This window comes from Rhodococcus sp. PvR044 (assembly GCF_040548995.1).
GTDB lineage: Bacteria > Actinomycetota > Actinomycetes > Mycobacteriales > Mycobacteriaceae > Rhodococcus_G > Rhodococcus_G oryzae.
On sequence record NZ_JBEPSX010000012.1, the window covers coordinates 121,287 to 138,721 of the forward strand.

Below are 17,435 nucleotides of genomic sequence, written 5' to 3' on the forward strand. Positions count from 1 at the left end.
CGACGGGCGTGTCCGTGCTGCCGATCTACAGGTCGAGCTAGAGCCCCAGGTCCGCCTCGAACGAGGCTTCCTCGAGCCGCTGCTTGATCGTGGTGAGGAACCGACCCGCGTCGGCGCCGTCGATCAGGCGGTGATCGTAGGTGAGCGGCAGGTAGCACATCGATCGGACGCCGATGGACTCGTTGCCGTTCTCGTCGGTGATCACCATCGGTCGCTTGACGATCGCGCCCGTGCCGAGCATGGCGGCCTGCGGCGGCAACAGGATCGGGGTGTCGAACAGGGCGCCCTGGCTGCCGATGTTGGTGACCGTGAAGGTGCCACCGGCGAGCTCGTCCGGCTTGAGGCCGCCGGAGCGGGCCCGCTTGGCGATGTCCGCGATCGCGCGGGCCAGGCCGGCCAGCGACAGGTCGCCCGCGTTGTGGATCACCGGGGAGAGCAGGCCCTGCTCGGTGTCCACGGCGATGCCCAGGTGCTCGGCCGCGTGGTAGGTGATCTCCTTGGCGTCCTCGTTGTAGCTGGCGTTGACGTTCGGGTGTGCCCCGAGCGCCTCGACGACGGCCTTCGCGAAGAACGGCAGGAAGGTCAGGTTCACGCCCTCACGCTCGGCGAACCCGGCCTTGGCCTGGGCCCGCAGGGCGACGATCTTGGTGACGTCGACCTCGAAGGTCTGGGTCAGCTGCGCGGTGGTCTGCAGCGACTCCCGGGTCTTGACCGCGGTGATCTGGCGGATCCGGTTGACCTTCTGGGTGGTGCCGCGCAGGTGCGCGAGCTCGGGCCGGACACCCGCGGCCGGTGCGGCCGGGGCCGCGGCGGCGGGAGCAGCGGTTGCCGGGGCTGCGGCCGGGGCCTTCTTCGCCTCGGCTGCGGCCAGCACGTCCTGCTTGCGGATCCGTCCACCGACGCCGGTGCCGGTGACCGTCGACAGGTCGACGTTGTTGTCCGTGGCCAGCTTTCGGACCAGGGGGGTCACGTACGGGCTGCCGTCACCGGAGGGTGCGGCCGCCGGAGCGGGCGCGGCCGGAGCTGCGGGAGCCGGAGCTGCGGGAGCGGGTGCCGGTGCCGGGGGAGCTGGAGGTGCGACCGGGGGAGCCGGCGGTGCCGGGGGAGCCGGCGGCGCGGCGGCCGGTGCCGGAGGAGCCGGCGGCGCGGCGGGCGCGGCGGCGGGGGCGCCCGAACCGATGACGGCGAGCTGGCCGCCGACCGGGACGGTGTCGTCCTCCTGGGCGCTGATCTCGAGCAGCGTGCCCGCGACGGGCGAGGGGATCTCGGTGTCCACCTTGTCGGTCGAGACCTCGAGCAGAGGCTCGTCGACGGCGACCGAATCGCCGACCGCCTTGAGCCAGCGGGTGACGGTGCCCTCGGTCACGGACTCGCCGAGTTCCGGCATGGTGATCGGGGTTCCGGACGCCGCCTCGGCGGGCGCGGGTGCGGCGGGTGCCTCTGCGGCCGGGGCGGGTGCGGCGGGTGCCTCTGCTGCGGGCGCAGGCGGTGCGGCCGGTGCGGGTGCGGCGGCGGGCTCCGGGGCGGCTGCGGGCGCGGGTGCGGCGGCTTCTCCAGCCGCGCCGATCACGGCGAGCTCTCCGCCGATCTCGACGGTCTCATCCTCGTGCGCGACGATCTTGGTCAGCACGCCTGCCACCGGGGAAGGGATCTCGGTGTCGACCTTGTCAGTGGAGACCTCGAGCAAGGGCTCGTCGACTTCGACCGTATCTCCTTCCTGCTTGAGCCACCTCGTGACAGTCCCCTCGGTAACGCTCTCACCAAGAGCTGGCATCTGGACGGAGAAGGCCATGCTTTTGACTCCTCGACAGTTGTGTTCGGGTTGTTGAGTTTTGCCGACTTGTGGTCGAAATCCATTGTGCGTGTCGTACTGGGTCCACGGGGCGTGTTGCGAACCGTGGACCTCGCGGACCCATCCTGTCATTGATCGGATTCGCCCGTCCTATGAGGGCCTGGTCACATGTTCCACATTCAGTTCTCAGCAAGCGCTGGCAAACTTGAAACTGGTCAGAACGGGCGGTCGCGCCACGGTGGGAGGAGGTAGGACGTGGGTCTTTTCAGCAGGCTCTCGAGGGGACGGGCGGGTTCCGGCCGACACGGCACGCGCGGACCCGACGCCAAGTACCTGGCGAACTGGGTGCACACGCACACCGGGGTCGAGGCCTTCGTCGAGCCGCAGACCACCGTCACGCCGGTCACGGTCGTGCTGGTCGCGAACGACGGGGAATGGACGCGACGCCCGGTGGGCGGGGTGCACGGAGCCCGCCGCCTCGGCGAGGATCTGCACATCCCCGTGTACGACGTCCACAAGACCGGGTACCCGCAGCGGATGCGCGACTACGACGCCCGGCAGAAGATCCTGCGCAACCGCGCCCGCGAGGCGTAGGCGGCCGCGCCGCCCGTGAGTCCTTCCGGCCCGCGGCGGGGCCGGAAGGACTCACAGGGTGTCAGCCCTGCTGGTCGATGTCCTCGAGGACGCTGATCATGGTTCGCACCGGGACCCCGGTGCCGCCCTTGCCGGTGAAGCCGAACGGCCCGCCGGTGTTGTAGGCCGGACCTGCCACGTCGATGTGCGCCCACTGCACGCCCTCGGCGACGAACTCCTTGAGGTAGATCGCGGCGGCGAGCATGCCGCCCCAGCGATGGTTGGTGACGTTGGCCAGGTCGGCGACCTTCGAGTTGAGGTCCGCGCGCAGCTCGCCGGGCAGCGGCATCGCCCACGCGTTCTCGCCGATCTGCTGCGAGATGCGGGCGACGCGGTCGCGGAACTCGTCGGTGCCCATCACGCCGGGCGTGCGGTTGCCAAGCGCCACCATCTGCGCCCCGGTCAGGGTGGCGGTGTCGATCAGGTAGTCGGGCTTCTCCTCGCAGGCCCGCACGATCGCGTCGGCCAGGATCAGCCGTCCCTCGGCGTCGGTGTTGATGACCTCGACCGTGGTGCCGCCGTACTGGGTGAGCACGTCGCCGGGGCGCTGCGCGGTGCTGGACGGCATGTTCTCGGCCATCGGCACCCAGGCGTCGACGCCGACCCTCAGGCCGAGCTTCGCGGCCAGCACCACCGTCGCGACGACCGCCGCGGCGCCGCCCATGTCGGAGGTCATGTTCTCCATGCCCGCGGCAGGCTTGATCGAGATGCCGCCGGTGTCGAAGGTGATGCCCTTCCCGACCAGGGCCACGGACCTGCCGCCGGACCCCTTGTGGGTGAGCCGGACCAGTCGCGGCTGACGCGAGGAGCCCTTGCCGACGCCGAGGATGCCGCCGAAGCCGCCCTTCTCGAGCGCCTTCTCGTCGAGGATCTCGACCTCGAGTCCGGCCGCGGTGCCGAGCGCCTCGGCGCGGGCGGCGAACTCCTCCGGGAAGAGGTGGCTCGGCGGGGTGTTCACGAATTCACGCGCGGTGGCGACGGCCTCGGCGATCGCGGCGGACCGGGCGAGGGTGCTCGCGGACTCCTGGTCGCCGGGCTCCTCGACGAGCAGCTCCACGCGGGCGAGCGGCTTCCCGTTGTCCTTCGGCGCCGACTTGGCCGACTTGAACCGGGTGAAGGTGTAGGCGCCGAGGTAGAAGCCCTCCGCGGCCGCGCCGAGGTCGAGCGAGGACAGCGTGGTCGCCGCGACGGTGGTCCCGGCCAGTGCGCGGGCCGCGACGCCCGCGCCCTCGCGGATCCGCTGGGCGTCCACGTCGTCGGGGTCGCCGAGCCCAACCGCGAGGATGCTGGCGACGCCCGAGCCCGCGGGCGCCGGGATCCGGGTCAGTTCCTCCGCCTTGCCGGTGGCCCCGACCGCGACCAGCCCGGCCAGCACCGCCTCGGCGGTCGCGTCGTCGAGCGCATCGCCGACCGAGGCCTCCGGGCCTTCGGCGCCCTTGGTGAGGCCGATGACGAGGACCTCCACCGACTCGGCGACGGATCCGGCCAGCGCGAGCTCGGGGCCGAGGGGCGCGGTGGGGGTCTTGGCGGCACTCACTTCGATCTCCTGATCTGTTGGTGAACAACTGCGGGCCAACTCTAGTGCGGGGGCGATGCCCCGGTCGGCTAGCGTGTTCGCCCATGAGCGACGCTGAACTCTTGCAGGGCCCCCTCCGCGCGGTGCACGCCGAACTGGGTGCCACCTTCGCCCCGTTCGGCGGCTGGGAGATGCCGGTTTCCTACGCGGGTGTGGTGGCCGAGCACACCGCGGTCCGCGAGACCGTCGGCGTCTTCGACGTCAGCCACCTGGGCAAGGCGCTGGTCGCGGGACCGGGTGCGGCCGAGTTCGTGAACGCCTCTCTGACCAACGATCTGGGCAAGATCGGGCCCGGCCAGGCGCAGTACACCCTGTGCGCCACCGAGACCGGCGGCGTCACCGACGACCTGATCGTCTACTACGTCAGCGACGAGGAGGTCTTCCTCGTCCCGAACGCGGCCAACACCGCGGCCGTCGTCGCCGAGCTGGCCGCCAAGGCTCCCGCCGGGATCACGGTGACCGACCAGCATCGCGAGTTCGGCGTGCTCGCCGTGCAGGGCCCGAAGTCCGCGGAAATCCTTGCCGCGCTTGGGCTTCCGTCCGACATGGAGTACATGTCCTTCGCCGACGCCACCTTCGGGGGAGTCACCGTCCGGGTGTGCCGCACCGGGTACACCGGTGAGCACGGCTACGAGCTGCTCCCCGCGTGGGACGACTGCGAGAAGGTGTTCCGCGCGCTCGTCGCCGAGGTCCGTGCCGCCGGCGGTGAGGTCGCCGGGCTCGGTGCCCGCGACACCCTGCGCACCGAGGCGGGCTACCCGCTGCACGGTCACGAGCTGTCGACGGAGATCTCGCCGCTGCAGGCGCGCTGCGGCTGGGCGATCGGGTGGAAGAAGCCGGAGTTCTGGGGCCGCGCCGCGCTGGTTGCCGAGAAGGAGGCCGGACCGGCCCGCAAGATGTGGGGCATCAAGGCGCTCGACCGTGGCGTGCTGCGTCAGGGCCAGACCGTCATGCGTGACGGCGCCCCGATCGGGGAGACCACGTCGGGCACCTTCTCGCCGACCCTGAAGGTCGGGATCGCGCTGGCGCTCATCGATACCGATTCGGGTGTCGGGGCGGGGGATCAGATCGAGGTCGACGTGCGCGGCAGGGCGTTGCGCTGCGAGGTCGTCAACCCGCCGTTCGTCCCCGTCCACACCAAGTAAACGTCCTCACCCGGTTCGATAGGATTCCCGCCATGACTGGTGTTCTCGACTTCACGCGCATCCCGCACCCCTCGCCCGCCACAGCCGCGGAGCGCGATCGGGTGCTGGCTGCTCCCGGGTTCGGGAAGTACTTCACCGATCACATGGTGACGATCGACTACACCGAGGGACGCGGGTGGCACAGCCCGACCGTGCAGCCGTACGCCCCGCTCCAGCTCGACCCGGCGGCCATGGTGCTGCACTACGGCCAGGCGATCTTCGAGGGGCTCAAGGCCTACCGCCAGCAGGACGGGTCCATCGCCTCGTTCCGGGTGACCGCGAACGCGGACCGTTTGCGTGCCTCGGCCCGCCGCATCGCGATGCCCGAGCTGCCCGACGACCTGTTCCTCGCCTCGATCACGGAGCTGCTCGCGGTGGACCGGGACTGGGTGCCCGCCGCGGGCGGCGAGGACTCGCTGTACATGCGCCCGTTCATGATCTCGACCGAGGTCGGGCTCGGGGTGCGTCCGTCCACCGAGTACCGGTACCTGCTGATCGCCTCGCCCGCCAGTGCCTACTTCCCGCGCGGGGTGAAGCCGGTGAGCGTGTGGCTGTCCACCGAGTACGTGCGTGCGGCTCCCGGCGGCACCGGAGCGGCCAAGTTCGCAGGCAACTACGCGGCCTCGCTGGTCGCGCAGGCGCAGGCGGCCGACGAGGGCTGCGACCAGGTGGTGTGGCTCGACGCGAAGGAGCGCTGCTACGTCGAGGAGATGGGCGGGATGAACCTGTTCTTCGTCTTCGGGTCCGGCTCGTCCGCCCGACTGGTGACCCCGGAGCTGTCCGGTGCGCTGCTGCCCGGCATCACCCGCGACTCGCTGCTGACGCTGGCCGCCGATGCGGGGTTCGCGGTCGAGGAGCGCAAGATCAGCACCGACGAGTGGCGCGAGAAGGCCGCCTCCGGCGAGATCACCGAGGTGTTCGCCTGTGGCACGGCCGCGGTGATCACCCCGGTCGGCACGGTGAAGTCGGCCGCGGGTGAGTTCACCATCGGCGACGGCGGATCGGGCGAGGTGACGATGGCCCTGCGCGACACCCTCACCGGGATCCAGCGCGGCACCTTCGCGGACACCCACGGCTGGATGTCCACGCTGGCCTGAGTCCGGCAGCGGGGGCGCCGCAGGCGCACCTACCGGGTGCGTCAGTCGACGTCCTCGACGGCGATCCGGCCGAGCCGCCGACGGTCGGAGAGGATGTCGATCTCGGCGATCCGCCCGCGCCTGATCGTCACACCGACGACCGCGAGCACCCGGCCCCGCGCGATGGTGACCACCCCCGCGGTCCCGTTGACCAGCACCGGACGGGCGAACCGGGCCAGTCGCGAGAAGGTGATCGTTCGAGCCGCCACCGCAGGCGCCCCGGTGACCACAGCGGGTACTCCCGCCTGGGCCGCTCCTGCGTCGGTCCGCAGGACCACGTCCGGATCGAGCAGCGCCACCAGCCGGTCGAGGTCGCCGCCGCGCGCGGCGGCCAGGAAGGCGTCCACGACCTCGCGTTGGCGTGGCCGATCGGTGTCGGGAACCGGGGCGCTCCGCACGCGTCGTCGCGCGCGACTGGCGAGCTGCCGGGCGGCCTCGGGCGACCGATCCACTATGGGGGCGATGTCGTCGAACGGCACGGCGAACATGTCGTGCAACACGAACGCTAGCCGCTCCGCCGGCGGCAGCGTATCGAGCACCACGAGCAACGCCAGCCCCACCGAATCTGCAAGGAGTGCTTCGTGTTCGGGCCCCGTGTCGTCGGGCCCGGCGACGATCGGGTCGGGTAGATGAACGCCGAGGAGGGTCTCGCGGCGCGCACCGCGGGCCCGCAGCAGATTGAGGCATACGCGGGCGAGCACGGTGGTGAGCCACCCGCCCAGATTCCGCACGTCGTCCGTATCGGCGCGGCTGAACCGCAACCACGTCTCCTGGACGGCGTCCTCGGCCTCGCCGACAGACCCGAGCATGCGGTAGGCCACCGCCCGCAGGTGTGCGCTGTGCGCCTCGAACTCTTCCGCCAAGAAGTCGTCGCCGTCCATCGGTCACATTCCTTCGTCGCCGTCTGTCAATTAGATGACGGACAGAACCCGGCCGGTGTGACAACCGCGAGCCGGGTGATCAGACAGGAGACCCGACATCATGAACGCAGTCACGAACACCTCCCCGATCACCGCGCGGCGATTGCGCCCCGGCGACCCGATCGAGCACCGGACCCTGACCACCATCGGAGGGGACCGGATCGCCCTGCCCGATCCCTCCGGGCTGACCCATCTGCAGTTCCGACGCTTTGCGGGGTGTCCGATCTGCAACGTGCACCTGGCGCCGATCGCCCGGCGGCACGACGAGATCCGCGCCGCCGGGATCCGCGAGGTCGTGGTGTTCCATTCCCCGGCCGAGCACATGCGGCCGCACCAGGGCCGGCTGCCGTTCGCGGCGATCGCGGACCCCGACAAGGTCCTGTACGCCGCCTTCGGCGTCGGATCCGCGGCCAGGGCGGTGCTGCACCCGAGTGCCTGGAGCGCCCCGCTGCGCCCGCGGACCTGGGCCGTCGTCGCGAAGGGTGTTCGGGCGGGCGGGCTGCCGACCCCACACGGACAGAGCGTCCTCGGGTTGCCTGCCGATTTCCTGATCGGCCAGGAGGGCACGGTGCGGGCCGTCAGGTACGGCAGGCACGCGGCCGATCACTGGTCGGTCGACGAGATCCTGAGCGAGGCCGCTGCCGCGTCGTCCCGGAGGTGATGCCCGCCCGCGGCCTCACCCGGCCAAAAGCGCACCGACGGCGACGACGGTGACCGTCACCTCGACCGCCGCGCCGAGCACGTCCCCGGTGACGCCGCCGAACCGGCGGACGCAGTGCCGGGTCAGCAGCGCGGTCGCGGCCAGCGCCGCGAGCACCACGACCGGTCCCTGCCACCAGCGACCGGGTACCGCGAACAGGGCAGCCGCGGTCAGCGCCAGCGACCACAGCGCGCACGACCACCGGCCCTGGCTGTCGGCGACCAGCGCGCCGAACCCGGTCGGGCCCGCTGCGGGAACACCGCGCCTGCAGGCGAGCACGACCGCCACCCGGCCCGCCGCCACGGCGACACCGATCGCGATCCACTGCCCGGACTGGGCCAGCGAGCCGAACGAGAGGGCCTGCGCGCCGATGCAGACGATGAGGGCGACCACGCCGAAGGGGCCGATACCCCCGCCGCGCATCACCTCGAGGGCGCGCGCGGGCGGGCCGTAGCAGCCGAGCCCGTCGACGGTGTCCGCCAGCCCGTCGACGTGCATGCCGCGGGTGAGCAACGCCAGTGCCGTCACCGCGATCAGCCCGGCCAGGGCCGGATCGAGCGAGGCCGCGAGCAGCAACCAGAGTAGGCAGGCACAGGCGGCGCCGAGCAGCATCCCGACCACCGGGGTCGCGGCGATCGCCCGACGGCCGGCCGTCCGGTCGATCGCCGGGGCGTCGGGATCGTGGCGTGCGGGCAGCACCGTCAGCCAGGACAGTGCGAGCCGGATCCCGCCGAGCGCGTCGGTCACCGTCAGCGCGCCTCGGCCTCGGTCTCGTCGTCGGCCTCGGAATCGGTTGCCTGCTCATCGGATTCGGTGCTCACACCCGCGTCGGCGAAGGTTGCCATGTCGGCCAGGGTGGCGACCGCGGACTGCAGCACGGGCAGCGCCACCAGCGCACCGGACCCCTCGCCGAGTCGCATGCCCAGTTCGAGGATCGGGTCGAGCCGCAGGTGCTTGAGCGCGATCGTGTGCGCCGGCTCGGTGGAACGGTGGCCTGCGACCCACCACTCGCGGGCGCCGGGCGCCAGGTCCTCCGCGACCATGGCGGCGGCCGTCACCACGACGCCGTCGAGGATGACGGGGGTGCGGCGCAGCGCGGCCTGGGCCAGGAACCCGGCCATCGCCGCCAGGTCCGCTCCCGCGCCCACCCGCAGTAGCGCCACCGGGTCGGCGGTGACGGGCCGGACCCGGCGCATCGCGTCGCGGATGGCCGCGGTCTTGCGGCTCCAACCGGCGTCGTCGACGCCGGTGCCACGCCCGACCGCGGCGACCGGCTCGGTGTTGGTCAGCGCGGCGATCAGCACCGTCGCGGGCGTGGTGTTGCCGATGCCCATCTCGCCCGCGATGAGCAGATCGGCGCCGCTGTCGATCTCCTCATCGGCGATGGCGCGCCCCGCCGCGATGGCCTGCAGCGTCTCCGACTCGCTGAGCGCGTCCTCGCGGTCGATGGATCCGCTCGAGCGCCGGACCTTGTGCGTGGAGACGGAGGGCTCGGTGTCGGTCGCGACGGCGATGTCGACCACCCGTACCCCCGCCCCCGTGGTGGCGGCGAGCGCGTTCACGGCCGCGCCGCCCGCCTGGAAGTTGGCGACCATCTGCGCGGTCACCTCGGCGGGGTACGCGGACACGCCGTGCGCGGTCACGCCGTGGTCGCCCGCGAAGACGACGACCCGGGGGCGCGCGAACACCCGTGGCGGGCACTGGCCCTGGCAGGCCGCCGCCCATCCGCCGAGCGCCTCGAGCCGGCCGAGCGAGCCCGCGGGCTTGGTCAGCTGCTGCTGGCGGGCGTCGGCCTCGGCCGCGACGGCCGGGTCCGGGGGCGTGACGGCCTCGAAGGCCGCCTCGGAGGGGATGCCCGATTCGGTTGTCACAGTTGACCTCTCACTTCAGCGTGGTACCGCTTGAACGTGTCACTTGAAATAGGCGTCACTTGAGTCTGGTCGCCAGCCCGGCAACGACGAGGAGCACCTCGTCGCAGACCTGGGCCATCCTCGCGTTGAGGGAGCCGATCTCGTCTCGGAAGAGTCGACCGGACCGGGTCTCGGGGATCACGCCGAGGCCCACCTCCGGGCTGACCAGGACGAGTCTGCCGCGATGGTCGGCGACGGCGTCGACCAGGTCGTCGATCCGGGGGGCGAGGGTGCCTCGTGGGAGTTCCCAGGCCTGCGCCGCGTCCATCTCCGCGGTCAGCCAGGTGCCGAGATCGTCGACCATGGTCGGGGCGGCGTCGGTGCGCAGCAGCTCGGCGAGCCCGGCGCCGGTCGCGCTCTCGACGGTGGTCCACTCCCGCGGTCGGCGGCTGCGGTGCGCCTCGATCCGCTGCTCCCAGTCGGCGTCGTCGGCGTCGAGGCGGGCCGTGGCGATGTAGCGGACGGCGGTCGGCGCGGATCCGTCCATCAGTGCCTCGGCGTGGCCGGACTTGCCGGATCGTGCCCCGCCGAGCACGAGGGTGCGTAGCGGCGGCTGCGGGGCGGGGGACGGCACGGGCTAGACGGTACCAACGGCAGGGGCGCGGTCGCCGAACCGTCGGCGGTAGTCGGCGGGAGCCAGCCCGACCTGCCGGTGGAAGTGGTGGCGCAGGAGCGCGCCGGACCCGAACCCGCAGCGGCCCGCGATCTCCTCGAGCCCGTAGCCGGTCTCCTCGAGGAGCTGCTGGGCCAGCAACACCCGTTGCGTCGTCAGCCATTTGACCGGCGTGGTCCCGGTCTCGGCCGCGAACTTCCGCGCGAAGGTGCGGGTCGACATCGTCGACCGCGCCGCCAGGCTCTCGATGCTGTGGGCGGCGTCGAGGTGCTCGCTCATCCATCGCAGGGTGTCGGTGATGCTGTCGTCGGCGCAGTCGACCACGGCCCGCTCGATGAACTGGCGCTGGCCGCCGTCCCGTTGCGGCGGCACCACCATGCGACGCGCGATGGTGTTCGCGACGGCGCTGCCGAGTTCGCGCCGGACCAGGTGCAGGCAGGCGTCGATCCCGGCGGCGGTGCCCGCGCTGGTGATGAGGTTGCCCTCGTCGACGAAGAGGACGTCCGGATCGACGGTGGTGGTGGGAAAGGCGCGGGCCAGCTCGTCCGCGTGAACCCAGTGGGTGGTGCACTTGCGTCCGTCGAGCAGCCCCGCGGCGCCTGCCAGGAACGCGCCCGAGCAGACCGTGAGCACGGTGGCGCCCGCGTCGGCGGCCTCCCGCAGCGCCGCGACGACGGCGGGCGGGAAGTCGGTGCGGGTCGCGGAGGCCGGGATCGCGACCAGGTCCGCCCCGCGCAGTCCGTCGAGTCCGCGCTCGGGGGTGATGGAGATGCCGGGGGTGACGGACGTCAGGGGTACGCCCGCCTCCGGGCCGCAGACCCGGAAGTCGAAGGCGGGCAGGCCCGCCGCGGTGCGGTCGACGCCGAACACCTCGCAGACCACGCCGAACTCGAACATGGCGGCGTGGTCGACGAGCAGTACCGCGACCGAGGACAGCATGAGCACAGTATATGGCGCGATATTGACGAACTATGTCATTGCTGCCACTGTTGGCGGCAAATCCATGGCCGCAAAATTACAGCCATGACCACATTCATTGCGCTCGTCCTGCTGATGATCGCCCTACAGGGAGTCTTCCTGGCGGTCGCCCGCCGCGACCGGGACCGGGAACCCGCCGGCATCCGGCGATACCGGTTCAACCACTTTCGGTCCGATGACGCCTCGGGTTCGGTGAACGTCGTCGATCGGGACGCCGAACGGATGTTCGCCGACCTCCAGGCCGTGCGGCACCGGGCGCCGCACAGCTGAGGGGTACCGACTAGACGGCGTCGCCAGGGGAGACCCGGGGCTGCGGCGCCCGCATCTTCCGGATCTGCGAGGCCCGGACGAACGCGTACCAGCCCAGCTTCAGGCCGCCGTCCATGGTGTCGGGGAACCTCTCGCGGACCTGCCGATTGATGGTGCGGCCCATGATGTACCCCTCGGCCAGCATGAACAACATCAGCACCAACATGCCCAGCGTCACGATCGACTGGATCGCGGGGCTCAGGAACATCGCCATGATCAGCAGCAGCGCCAGCGGCATGAACAGCCCCACCAGGTGCCTGCGGGAGTCCACGAGGTCGCGGACGTAGGCGCGCACGGGGCCCTTGTCGCGCGGCAGCAGGTACTTGTCCTCACCCGCGAGCATTCGGGCGCGTCGATCGGCGGCGGTCGCCCGGCGCTCCGCGGAGGCCTGCTTGCGCTCCTCCTTGCTGCCCTGGGTCTGCTTGCGTCGAGCCCGCGCTTCCTTTGCGGTCAGCGGTGCGGGTGCGACCGGGCCGCGTCGCTTGCTCTCGGCCTCGCGGCGCTTCGGGGTCGGCCTGCCCTTGCCCTCGGTCTCAGACGTGGGGGAGGTCAGTTCGACCGCGGTCGACTCGACGACCTCATGGTCGCCGTTGTCGGGGGTGTCGGAGTTTCCTCGGCGCAGCAGCTTCACCCCTTCAGGTTACTTGCCGTGCGCGTGCATCGATTCGCACCCGTCCCGTCGGGATGGACACGGGGTCACCCCGCGCCGCGCTGCCGGGCGGCGCCGCCGGTCCTACACTCGGCCGATGCGAGTGCTGATCGCGCCGGATTCGTTCGGGGACACCCTCACCGCGGTCCAGGCCGCCGCGGCGATGGCGGCCGGCTGGTCCGCGGGTAGGCCCGACGACGAGCCGATCGAGGCGCCGCAGTCGGACGGCGGACCCGGTTTCGTCGACGTGCTGGCGGCCCGGATCGGTGAGCCGATCGCCGTGACCGTCGACGGCCCGCTCGACGCGCCCGTGCGGGCCCACTGGCTGGCCGCCGGAGACACCGCCTACCTCGAATCGGCACAGGCCTGCGGCCTGGCGTTGCTCGGCGGGCCGCCGGATCCGCGCACCGCGGTCGCCGCGCACAGCCGCGGCGTCGGGCAGCTGATCGCCGCGGCTGTGGACGCGGGCGCCACCACGGTGGTGGTCGGGCTCGGCGGCAGCGGCTGCACCGACGGCGGCAGGGGACTGGTCGAGGCTCTCGGCGGCGGGACCGACCGCGCGGCCGTCGCCTCCGCGCGGGAGCGGCTGGCGGGGATCCGGCTGATCGCCGCCACCGACGTGCGGAACCCGCTGCTCGGCGAGCACGGCGCCGCCGTGGTGTTCGGGCCGCAGAAGGGTGCGGACGCCGCGGCCGTGGAGGTGCTGGAGCGACGCAACGCCGAGTGGGCGCGGGTGCTGGAGTCGGCCGCTGGTAAACGGGTGGCCGACGTCGAGGGGGCGGGCGCGGCGGGCGGGATCGGCGCGGCGCTGCTGGCGCTCGGCGCGACGAGGGAATCGGGTGCCGCGGTGGTCGCGACCCACACCGGGCAGGAGTCGCTGTTGGCGTCCGCCGACCTGGTGCTGACCGGGGAGGGGCGGTTCGACCACCAGTCGCTGCGCGGCAAGGTGGTGATCGCCCTCGCCGAGGCGGCGGCCGGGCACGGGGTGCCGACCGTGGTGATCGCGGGTCAGGTGCAGCTCGGAGCGAGCGAGGTCGAGGCCGCGGGCCTGCGCGCGTTGTACTCGGTGACCGATCACGCCGGCTCGGTGCGCCTGGCGATGTCCGATGCGGCTGGTCAGCTGCGCGCGCTCACCGAGAAGGTGGCCCGGCAGTGGCCGCAGGAGGGGCGATGACACGGCCGCTGGTGGCGCGGTAGGGGCGCGGCGCGGCACACTGGAGGCAGTCCGACCCGGAACATTGTCGACGGCGCCGTCATCGTCGTCGGCCCCGTCAGGAATACTGCACGGCAGAGTACCGTTGAAGCGTTCACGGGTTTGGTACGAGCGAACAGGGAGAGCCCATGACTGTGCAGAACGAGACGACAGCTCCGGTCGAGACGGAGGCGCACAAGGTCACCATGACCGACGCCGCCGCGTCGAAGGCCAAGGCGCTGCTCGACCAGGAAGGTCGCGACGACCTCGCGCTGCGCATCGCCGTGCAGCCGGGCGGCTGCGCCGGACTGCGTTACCAGCTCTTCTTCGACGACCGGAACCTCGACGGTGACCTGGTCGTCGACTTCGGTGGCGTCAGCCTCGCGGTCGATCGGATGAGCGCGCCGTACGTCGAGGGCGCCTCGATCGACTTCGTAGACACCATCGAGAAGCAGGGCTTCACGATCGACAACCCGAACGCCACCGGCTCCTGCGCCTGTGGAGACTCGTTCAACTGATCCGACCCCGCGACGTCCGCGTCGCGTGAGTCCGTCGACACCTCTGACGCGGTGCCCCACGTGGGCCCGCGTCAGAGGTGTATCAGGGGTACCGCCAGGGTGCTCTGGTCGCCGCGGCGCCGACGTGCCGGTACCGTGGCAGTTTTGCGGCACATCAGCGCCGCGGCCGACGGACATGGCCGCGGTATCGACGAACTACTGAGAGGTCTCTGCGCGTGACAATTGCGGTCACCGGCTCCATCGCCACCGATCATCTGATGCGGTTCCCCGGGCGCTTCGCCGACCAGCTCCTCGCCGACCAGCTCAGCCACATCTCGCTGAGCTTCCTGGTCGACGACCTGGTGGTGCGTCGCGGCGGCGTCGGCGGCAACATCGCGTACGCCATGGGCGTGCTCGGTGGCACCCCGCTGCTCGTCGGCGCGGTCGGTGCCGACTTCGCCGAGTACCGCGCCTGGCTCGAGTCCGCCGGTGTCGACTGCGACTCCGTGCACGTCTCCGAGACCGCCCACACCGCGCGCTTCGTGTGCACCACCGACGAGGACATGGCGCAGATCGCGTCGTTCTACCCCGGCGCCATGAGCGAGGCGAGGGAGATCTCTCTCGAGGGCCTGGCCGAGGGCGTCGATCTGGTCCTGATCGGTGCGAACGACCCCGCGGCGATGATCCGGCACACCGAGCAGTGCCGCGAGCTGGGGCTGCCGTTCGCGGCCGACCCCTCGCAGCAGCTCGCCCGGCTGTCCGGCGCGGAGGCGAAGGAACTGATCGGCGGCGCGAAGTACCTGTTCACGAACGAGTACGAGTGGGGCCTGCTGCTGCAGAAGACCGAGCTCACCGAGTCCGAGGTCGCGGAGCAGGTGGGACTGCGGGTCACCACGCTCGGCGCCAAGGGAGTCGAGATGGTGGACCGCGAGGGCAACTTCGTCCGCGTCGGCGTCGTGCCAGAGAAGGCGAAGGTGGATCCCACCGGCGTCGGCGACGCCTTCCGCGCCGGATTCCTGGTCGGACAGAGCGCAGGCCTCGGCCTGGAGCGGTCCGCTCAGCTCGGCTCGCTGGTGGCGGTGCTGGTGCTCGAGACCACCGGCACCCAGGAATGGACCCTGGACCGGGACGACGCCGTCAAGCGCCTGGCCGAGGCCTACGGCACCGACGCCGCGGACGAGATCGGCGCACTGCTGGAGTAACTGGCGGCTACGCCGCCCGTGCGCGGTTGACGAGTCCTGAGACTCGTCAACCGCGCACAGGCGCGAAGCGCCTAGACGTGGACCGGGTAGACCGGTTCCTGGATCTGCGGCACGATCCGCTTCTCCACGAAGATGCCGTGCCACACCATGAAGCACAGCACCGTCCACAGTCGGCGGCTGTGATCCGACGCGCCGTCGCGATGCTCGTTCAGCATCGCCGTGACCGCCGCCTTGTCGAAGATGTGGTCGGTCTGCGAGTCCGCGATCTGCTGGTGTGCCCAGTCGAACAGCTCGGTGCCGCGCAGCCAGTGCCGCAGCGGAACGGGGAACCCGAGCTTGGCGCGGTGCAGCACGTGCGGCGGGACGATGCCCTCCAGTGCCTGGCGCAGCGCGTACTTGGTGGTGTGCGGCGCAGATGCGGCTCTCTTCGTTCGCCTGGTGGTGATCTTCTGCTCCAGCGGCACCCGCGAGGCCACCTCGAAGACCTCGGTGTCGAGGAAGGGCACCCGCAGCTCGAGCGAGTTCGCCATCGTCATCTTGTCGGCCTTGACCAGGATGTCGCCGCGCATCCAGGTGAACAGGTCCAGGTGCTGCATCCGGGCCACCGGGTCCCAGTCCCGCGACTGCGCGTAGATCGGCGCCGTCACGTCCTGGTGCGTCCACTCCGGTCGGAAGTCGCGCAGCACGGCGCGCAGCTGGGCGTCGCTGAAGCTGCGCGCGTTGCCGTAGTAGCGATCCTCCAGCGTCATCGAGCCGCGGTGCAGCAGGCTCTTGCCGCGGGTGCCCTCCGGGATCCGGTCGGAGAGCTTGCCCGCGGCCCGGCGCAGCGGGGCGGGCAGGTATTCGAACGGCTTGAGCGAGAGCGGCTCGCGGTAGATGGTGTAGCCGCCGAACAGCTCGTCCGCGCCCTCGCCCGAGAGCACCACCTTGACGTGCTTGCGGGCCTCCTTCGCGACGAACCACAGCGGCACAAGGGCCGGGTCGGCGACCGGGTCGTCGAGGTACCAGATGATCTCCGGGATCGAGGCCGCGAACTCGGCCGGGCTGACGACCTTGACCACGTGCTTCGCACCGATCGCGGCGGCCGACTCGGCGGCGACGTCGACCTCGGAGTAGCCCTCGCGCTCGAACCCGGTGGTGAAGGTGATCAGGTTCGGGTTGTGCCGGATGGCCAGGGCCGCGATCGCGGTGGAGTCGATGCCGCCCGACAGGAACGACCCGACGGTCACGTCCGCCCGCATGTGCTTGGCGACGGAGTCCTCGAGGGCCTCGGCGATCTCCTGGTAGCGGGCCTGCTCGGAACCAGGGGTGAACGGCTTGGCCGGGAACTTCGGGGTGAAGTAGCGGGTGATCCGCGGCGCCTCGCCTGCCCGCACCCAGGCATAGGAGCCGGACTCGAGGCGGCGGATGTCGGCGTGCAGCGTCTCCGGTTCGGGCACGTACTGCAGCACCGTGTAGTGCTCGGTGGCGCGGGGATCGAGGTCCGTGCCGACGCCGATCAGCTCGGTCAGCTCCAGCAGGCTCTTCTTCTCGCTGCCGAAGGCGGTGCCCCTGGTGCCCGTCGCCAGGAACAGCGGCTTGATCCCGAACGGGTCCCTGGCCAGGAACAGGTCCTTGGTCTCGGTGTCCCAGATCGCGAACGCGAACATGCCGCGCAACCGGCGCACCGCGTCGGCTCCCCAGTGGTGGTACGCCGCGACGATGGCCTCGCTGTCGCCCTCGGTGCTGAACTCGGCACCGTGATCCCGGGCCAGCTCGGCCCGCAGTTCGAGGTAGTTGTAGATCTCACCGTTGAAGGTCAGCGCGTATCGGGTCGGGTTCTCCGGCGGGCCCCAGCGCAGCGGCTGATGCGAGTGTTCGATGTCGATGATCGAGAGCCGGTTGAAGCCGAAGATCAGGTCGTCGTCGTTCCAGGTTCCGTGCTCGTCCGGCCCGCGGTGCCGCAGGCAGTGCATCGCCGAGTCGACGCGCGAAACCGCGTCTTCGGTGGTGCCGGAGGAGGTCAGTAGCCCGAGCAGTCCGCACACGGCGTCCAATACCTCTATTCGCTCTTGGGGAAGGCTCCACACTGGTATGCAGCGGATTGCCGAATAACTCTGCCGAGTATGCCGCAGACTCGCGGAACTGATGTTGTGACCCGACGG

17 protein-coding genes are annotated in these 17,435 nt (G+C 71.3%); 8 read left to right on the forward strand and 9 right to left on the reverse strand.

Annotated features, from left to right (window positions below):
- Positions 1-37: 37 nt before the first annotated feature.
- Positions 38-1,792: a 2-oxoglutarate dehydrogenase, E2 component, dihydrolipoamide succinyltransferase gene (gene sucB, locus ABIC28_RS23350; protein ID WP_354581098.1), complete on the reverse strand. Its 1,755-nt coding sequence runs from the start codon at positions 1,790-1,792 to the stop codon at positions 38-40.
- Between the two features lie 255 nt (positions 1,793-2,047).
- Between sucB and ABIC28_RS23355 the strand changes: the two genes are divergently transcribed.
- Positions 2,048-2,386 carry an oxidoreductase gene (locus ABIC28_RS23355; RefSeq protein WP_097212123.1) on the forward strand — a complete coding sequence of 113 codons (339 nt, stop codon included), beginning with the start codon at positions 2,048-2,050 and terminating at the stop codon, positions 2,384-2,386.
- A 61-nt stretch (positions 2,387-2,447) separates the two neighbouring features.
- Here ABIC28_RS23355 and ABIC28_RS23360 read toward each other — a convergent pair whose 3' ends face one another.
- Entirely contained in the window at positions 2,448-3,962 is a 1,515-nt protein-coding gene (locus tag ABIC28_RS23360; RefSeq protein WP_097212124.1) for a leucyl aminopeptidase, read from the reverse strand.
- 83 nt (positions 3,963-4,045) lie between these two features.
- On the opposite strand from ABIC28_RS23360, the gene gcvT reads away from it, so the two are divergent.
- Together gcvT and ABIC28_RS23370 are read left to right on the forward strand one after the other, a co-directional pair.
- Complete coding sequence (gcvT, locus tag ABIC28_RS23365; RefSeq protein WP_097212125.1) at positions 4,046-5,146, forward strand: glycine cleavage system aminomethyltransferase GcvT; 1,101 nt, start codon at positions 4,046-4,048, stop codon at positions 5,144-5,146.
- Positions 5,147-5,178: 32 nt separating this feature from the next.
- Positions 5,179-6,282 (forward strand): branched-chain amino acid aminotransferase, encoded by a 1,104-nt coding sequence (locus ABIC28_RS23370; RefSeq protein ID WP_097212126.1) that lies wholly within the window; start codon positions 5,179-5,181, stop codon positions 6,280-6,282.
- Between the two features lie 41 nt (positions 6,283-6,323).
- Here ABIC28_RS23370 and ABIC28_RS23375 read toward each other — a convergent pair whose 3' ends face one another.
- Positions 6,324-7,202 carry a sigma-70 family RNA polymerase sigma factor gene (locus tag ABIC28_RS23375; protein WP_209926653.1) on the reverse strand — a complete coding sequence of 293 codons (879 nt, stop codon included), beginning with the start codon at positions 7,200-7,202 and terminating at the stop codon, positions 6,324-6,326.
- Between the two features lie 100 nt (positions 7,203-7,302).
- Here ABIC28_RS23375 and ABIC28_RS23380 point away from each other — a divergent pair, with 100 nt between their 5' ends.
- Positions 7,303-7,902, forward strand: coding sequence for a peroxiredoxin-like family protein (locus ABIC28_RS23380; protein WP_354581102.1), 600 nt, complete (start codon positions 7,303-7,305; stop codon positions 7,900-7,902).
- A 15-nt stretch (positions 7,903-7,917) separates the two neighbouring features.
- Here the strand turns inward: ABIC28_RS23380 and ABIC28_RS23385 are convergent, their stop codons facing one another.
- The 4 genes from ABIC28_RS23385 to ABIC28_RS23400 are packed head-to-tail and all read right to left on the reverse strand — an operon-like array spanning position 7,918 to position 11,403.
- On the reverse strand, positions 7,918-8,688 hold the full coding sequence (locus tag ABIC28_RS23385; protein WP_097212129.1) for an adenosylcobinamide-GDP ribazoletransferase: 771 nt from the start codon (positions 8,686-8,688) through the stop codon (positions 7,918-7,920).
- A gap of 2 nt (positions 8,689-8,690) precedes the next feature.
- A complete protein-coding gene (gene cobT, locus ABIC28_RS23390; protein ID WP_097212130.1) occupies positions 8,691-9,812 on the reverse strand; it encodes a nicotinate-nucleotide--dimethylbenzimidazole phosphoribosyltransferase in 1,122 nt (373 codons plus the stop codon).
- 55 nt (positions 9,813-9,867) lie between these two features.
- Positions 9,868-10,425, reverse strand: a complete 558-nt coding sequence (locus ABIC28_RS23395; protein WP_257017494.1) for a bifunctional adenosylcobinamide kinase/adenosylcobinamide-phosphate guanylyltransferase — start codon at positions 10,423-10,425, stop codon at positions 9,868-9,870.
- Between the two features lie 3 nt (positions 10,426-10,428).
- Complete coding sequence (locus ABIC28_RS23400) at positions 10,429-11,403, reverse strand: GlxA family transcriptional regulator (protein WP_097212215.1); 975 nt, start codon at positions 11,401-11,403, stop codon at positions 10,429-10,431.
- A gap of 84 nt (positions 11,404-11,487) precedes the next feature.
- Here ABIC28_RS23400 and ABIC28_RS23405 point away from each other — a divergent pair, with 84 nt between their 5' ends.
- Positions 11,488-11,712: a hypothetical protein gene (locus ABIC28_RS23405; protein ID WP_097212132.1), complete on the forward strand. Its 225-nt coding sequence runs from the start codon at positions 11,488-11,490 to the stop codon at positions 11,710-11,712.
- 10 nt (positions 11,713-11,722) lie between these two features.
- Here the strand turns inward: ABIC28_RS23405 and ABIC28_RS23410 are convergent, their stop codons facing one another.
- On the reverse strand, positions 11,723-12,382 hold the full coding sequence (locus ABIC28_RS23410; protein WP_097212133.1) for a DUF3043 domain-containing protein: 660 nt from the start codon (positions 12,380-12,382) through the stop codon (positions 11,723-11,725).
- Between the two features lie 115 nt (positions 12,383-12,497).
- On the opposite strand from ABIC28_RS23410, the gene ABIC28_RS23415 reads away from it, so the two are divergent.
- The 3 genes from ABIC28_RS23415 (at position 12,498) to ABIC28_RS23425 (ending at position 15,291) form a co-directional block, all read left to right on the forward strand.
- Positions 12,498-13,574 carry a glycerate kinase family protein gene (locus tag ABIC28_RS23415; RefSeq protein WP_354581107.1) on the forward strand — a complete coding sequence of 359 codons (1,077 nt, stop codon included), beginning with the start codon at positions 12,498-12,500 and terminating at the stop codon, positions 13,572-13,574.
- 167 nt (positions 13,575-13,741) lie between these two features.
- Complete coding sequence (locus tag ABIC28_RS23420; RefSeq protein WP_027500065.1) at positions 13,742-14,110, forward strand: HesB/IscA family protein; 369 nt, start codon at positions 13,742-13,744, stop codon at positions 14,108-14,110.
- A gap of 215 nt (positions 14,111-14,325) precedes the next feature.
- Positions 14,326-15,291: a carbohydrate kinase family protein gene (locus tag ABIC28_RS23425; RefSeq protein WP_354581109.1), complete on the forward strand. Its 966-nt coding sequence runs from the start codon at positions 14,326-14,328 to the stop codon at positions 15,289-15,291.
- 71 nt (positions 15,292-15,362) lie between these two features.
- Here ABIC28_RS23425 and asnB read toward each other — a convergent pair whose 3' ends face one another.
- Positions 15,363-17,318: an asparagine synthase (glutamine-hydrolyzing) gene (asnB, locus tag ABIC28_RS23430; RefSeq protein WP_354581111.1), complete on the reverse strand. Its 1,956-nt coding sequence runs from the start codon at positions 17,316-17,318 to the stop codon at positions 15,363-15,365.
- Positions 17,319-17,435: the final 117 nt, after the last annotated feature.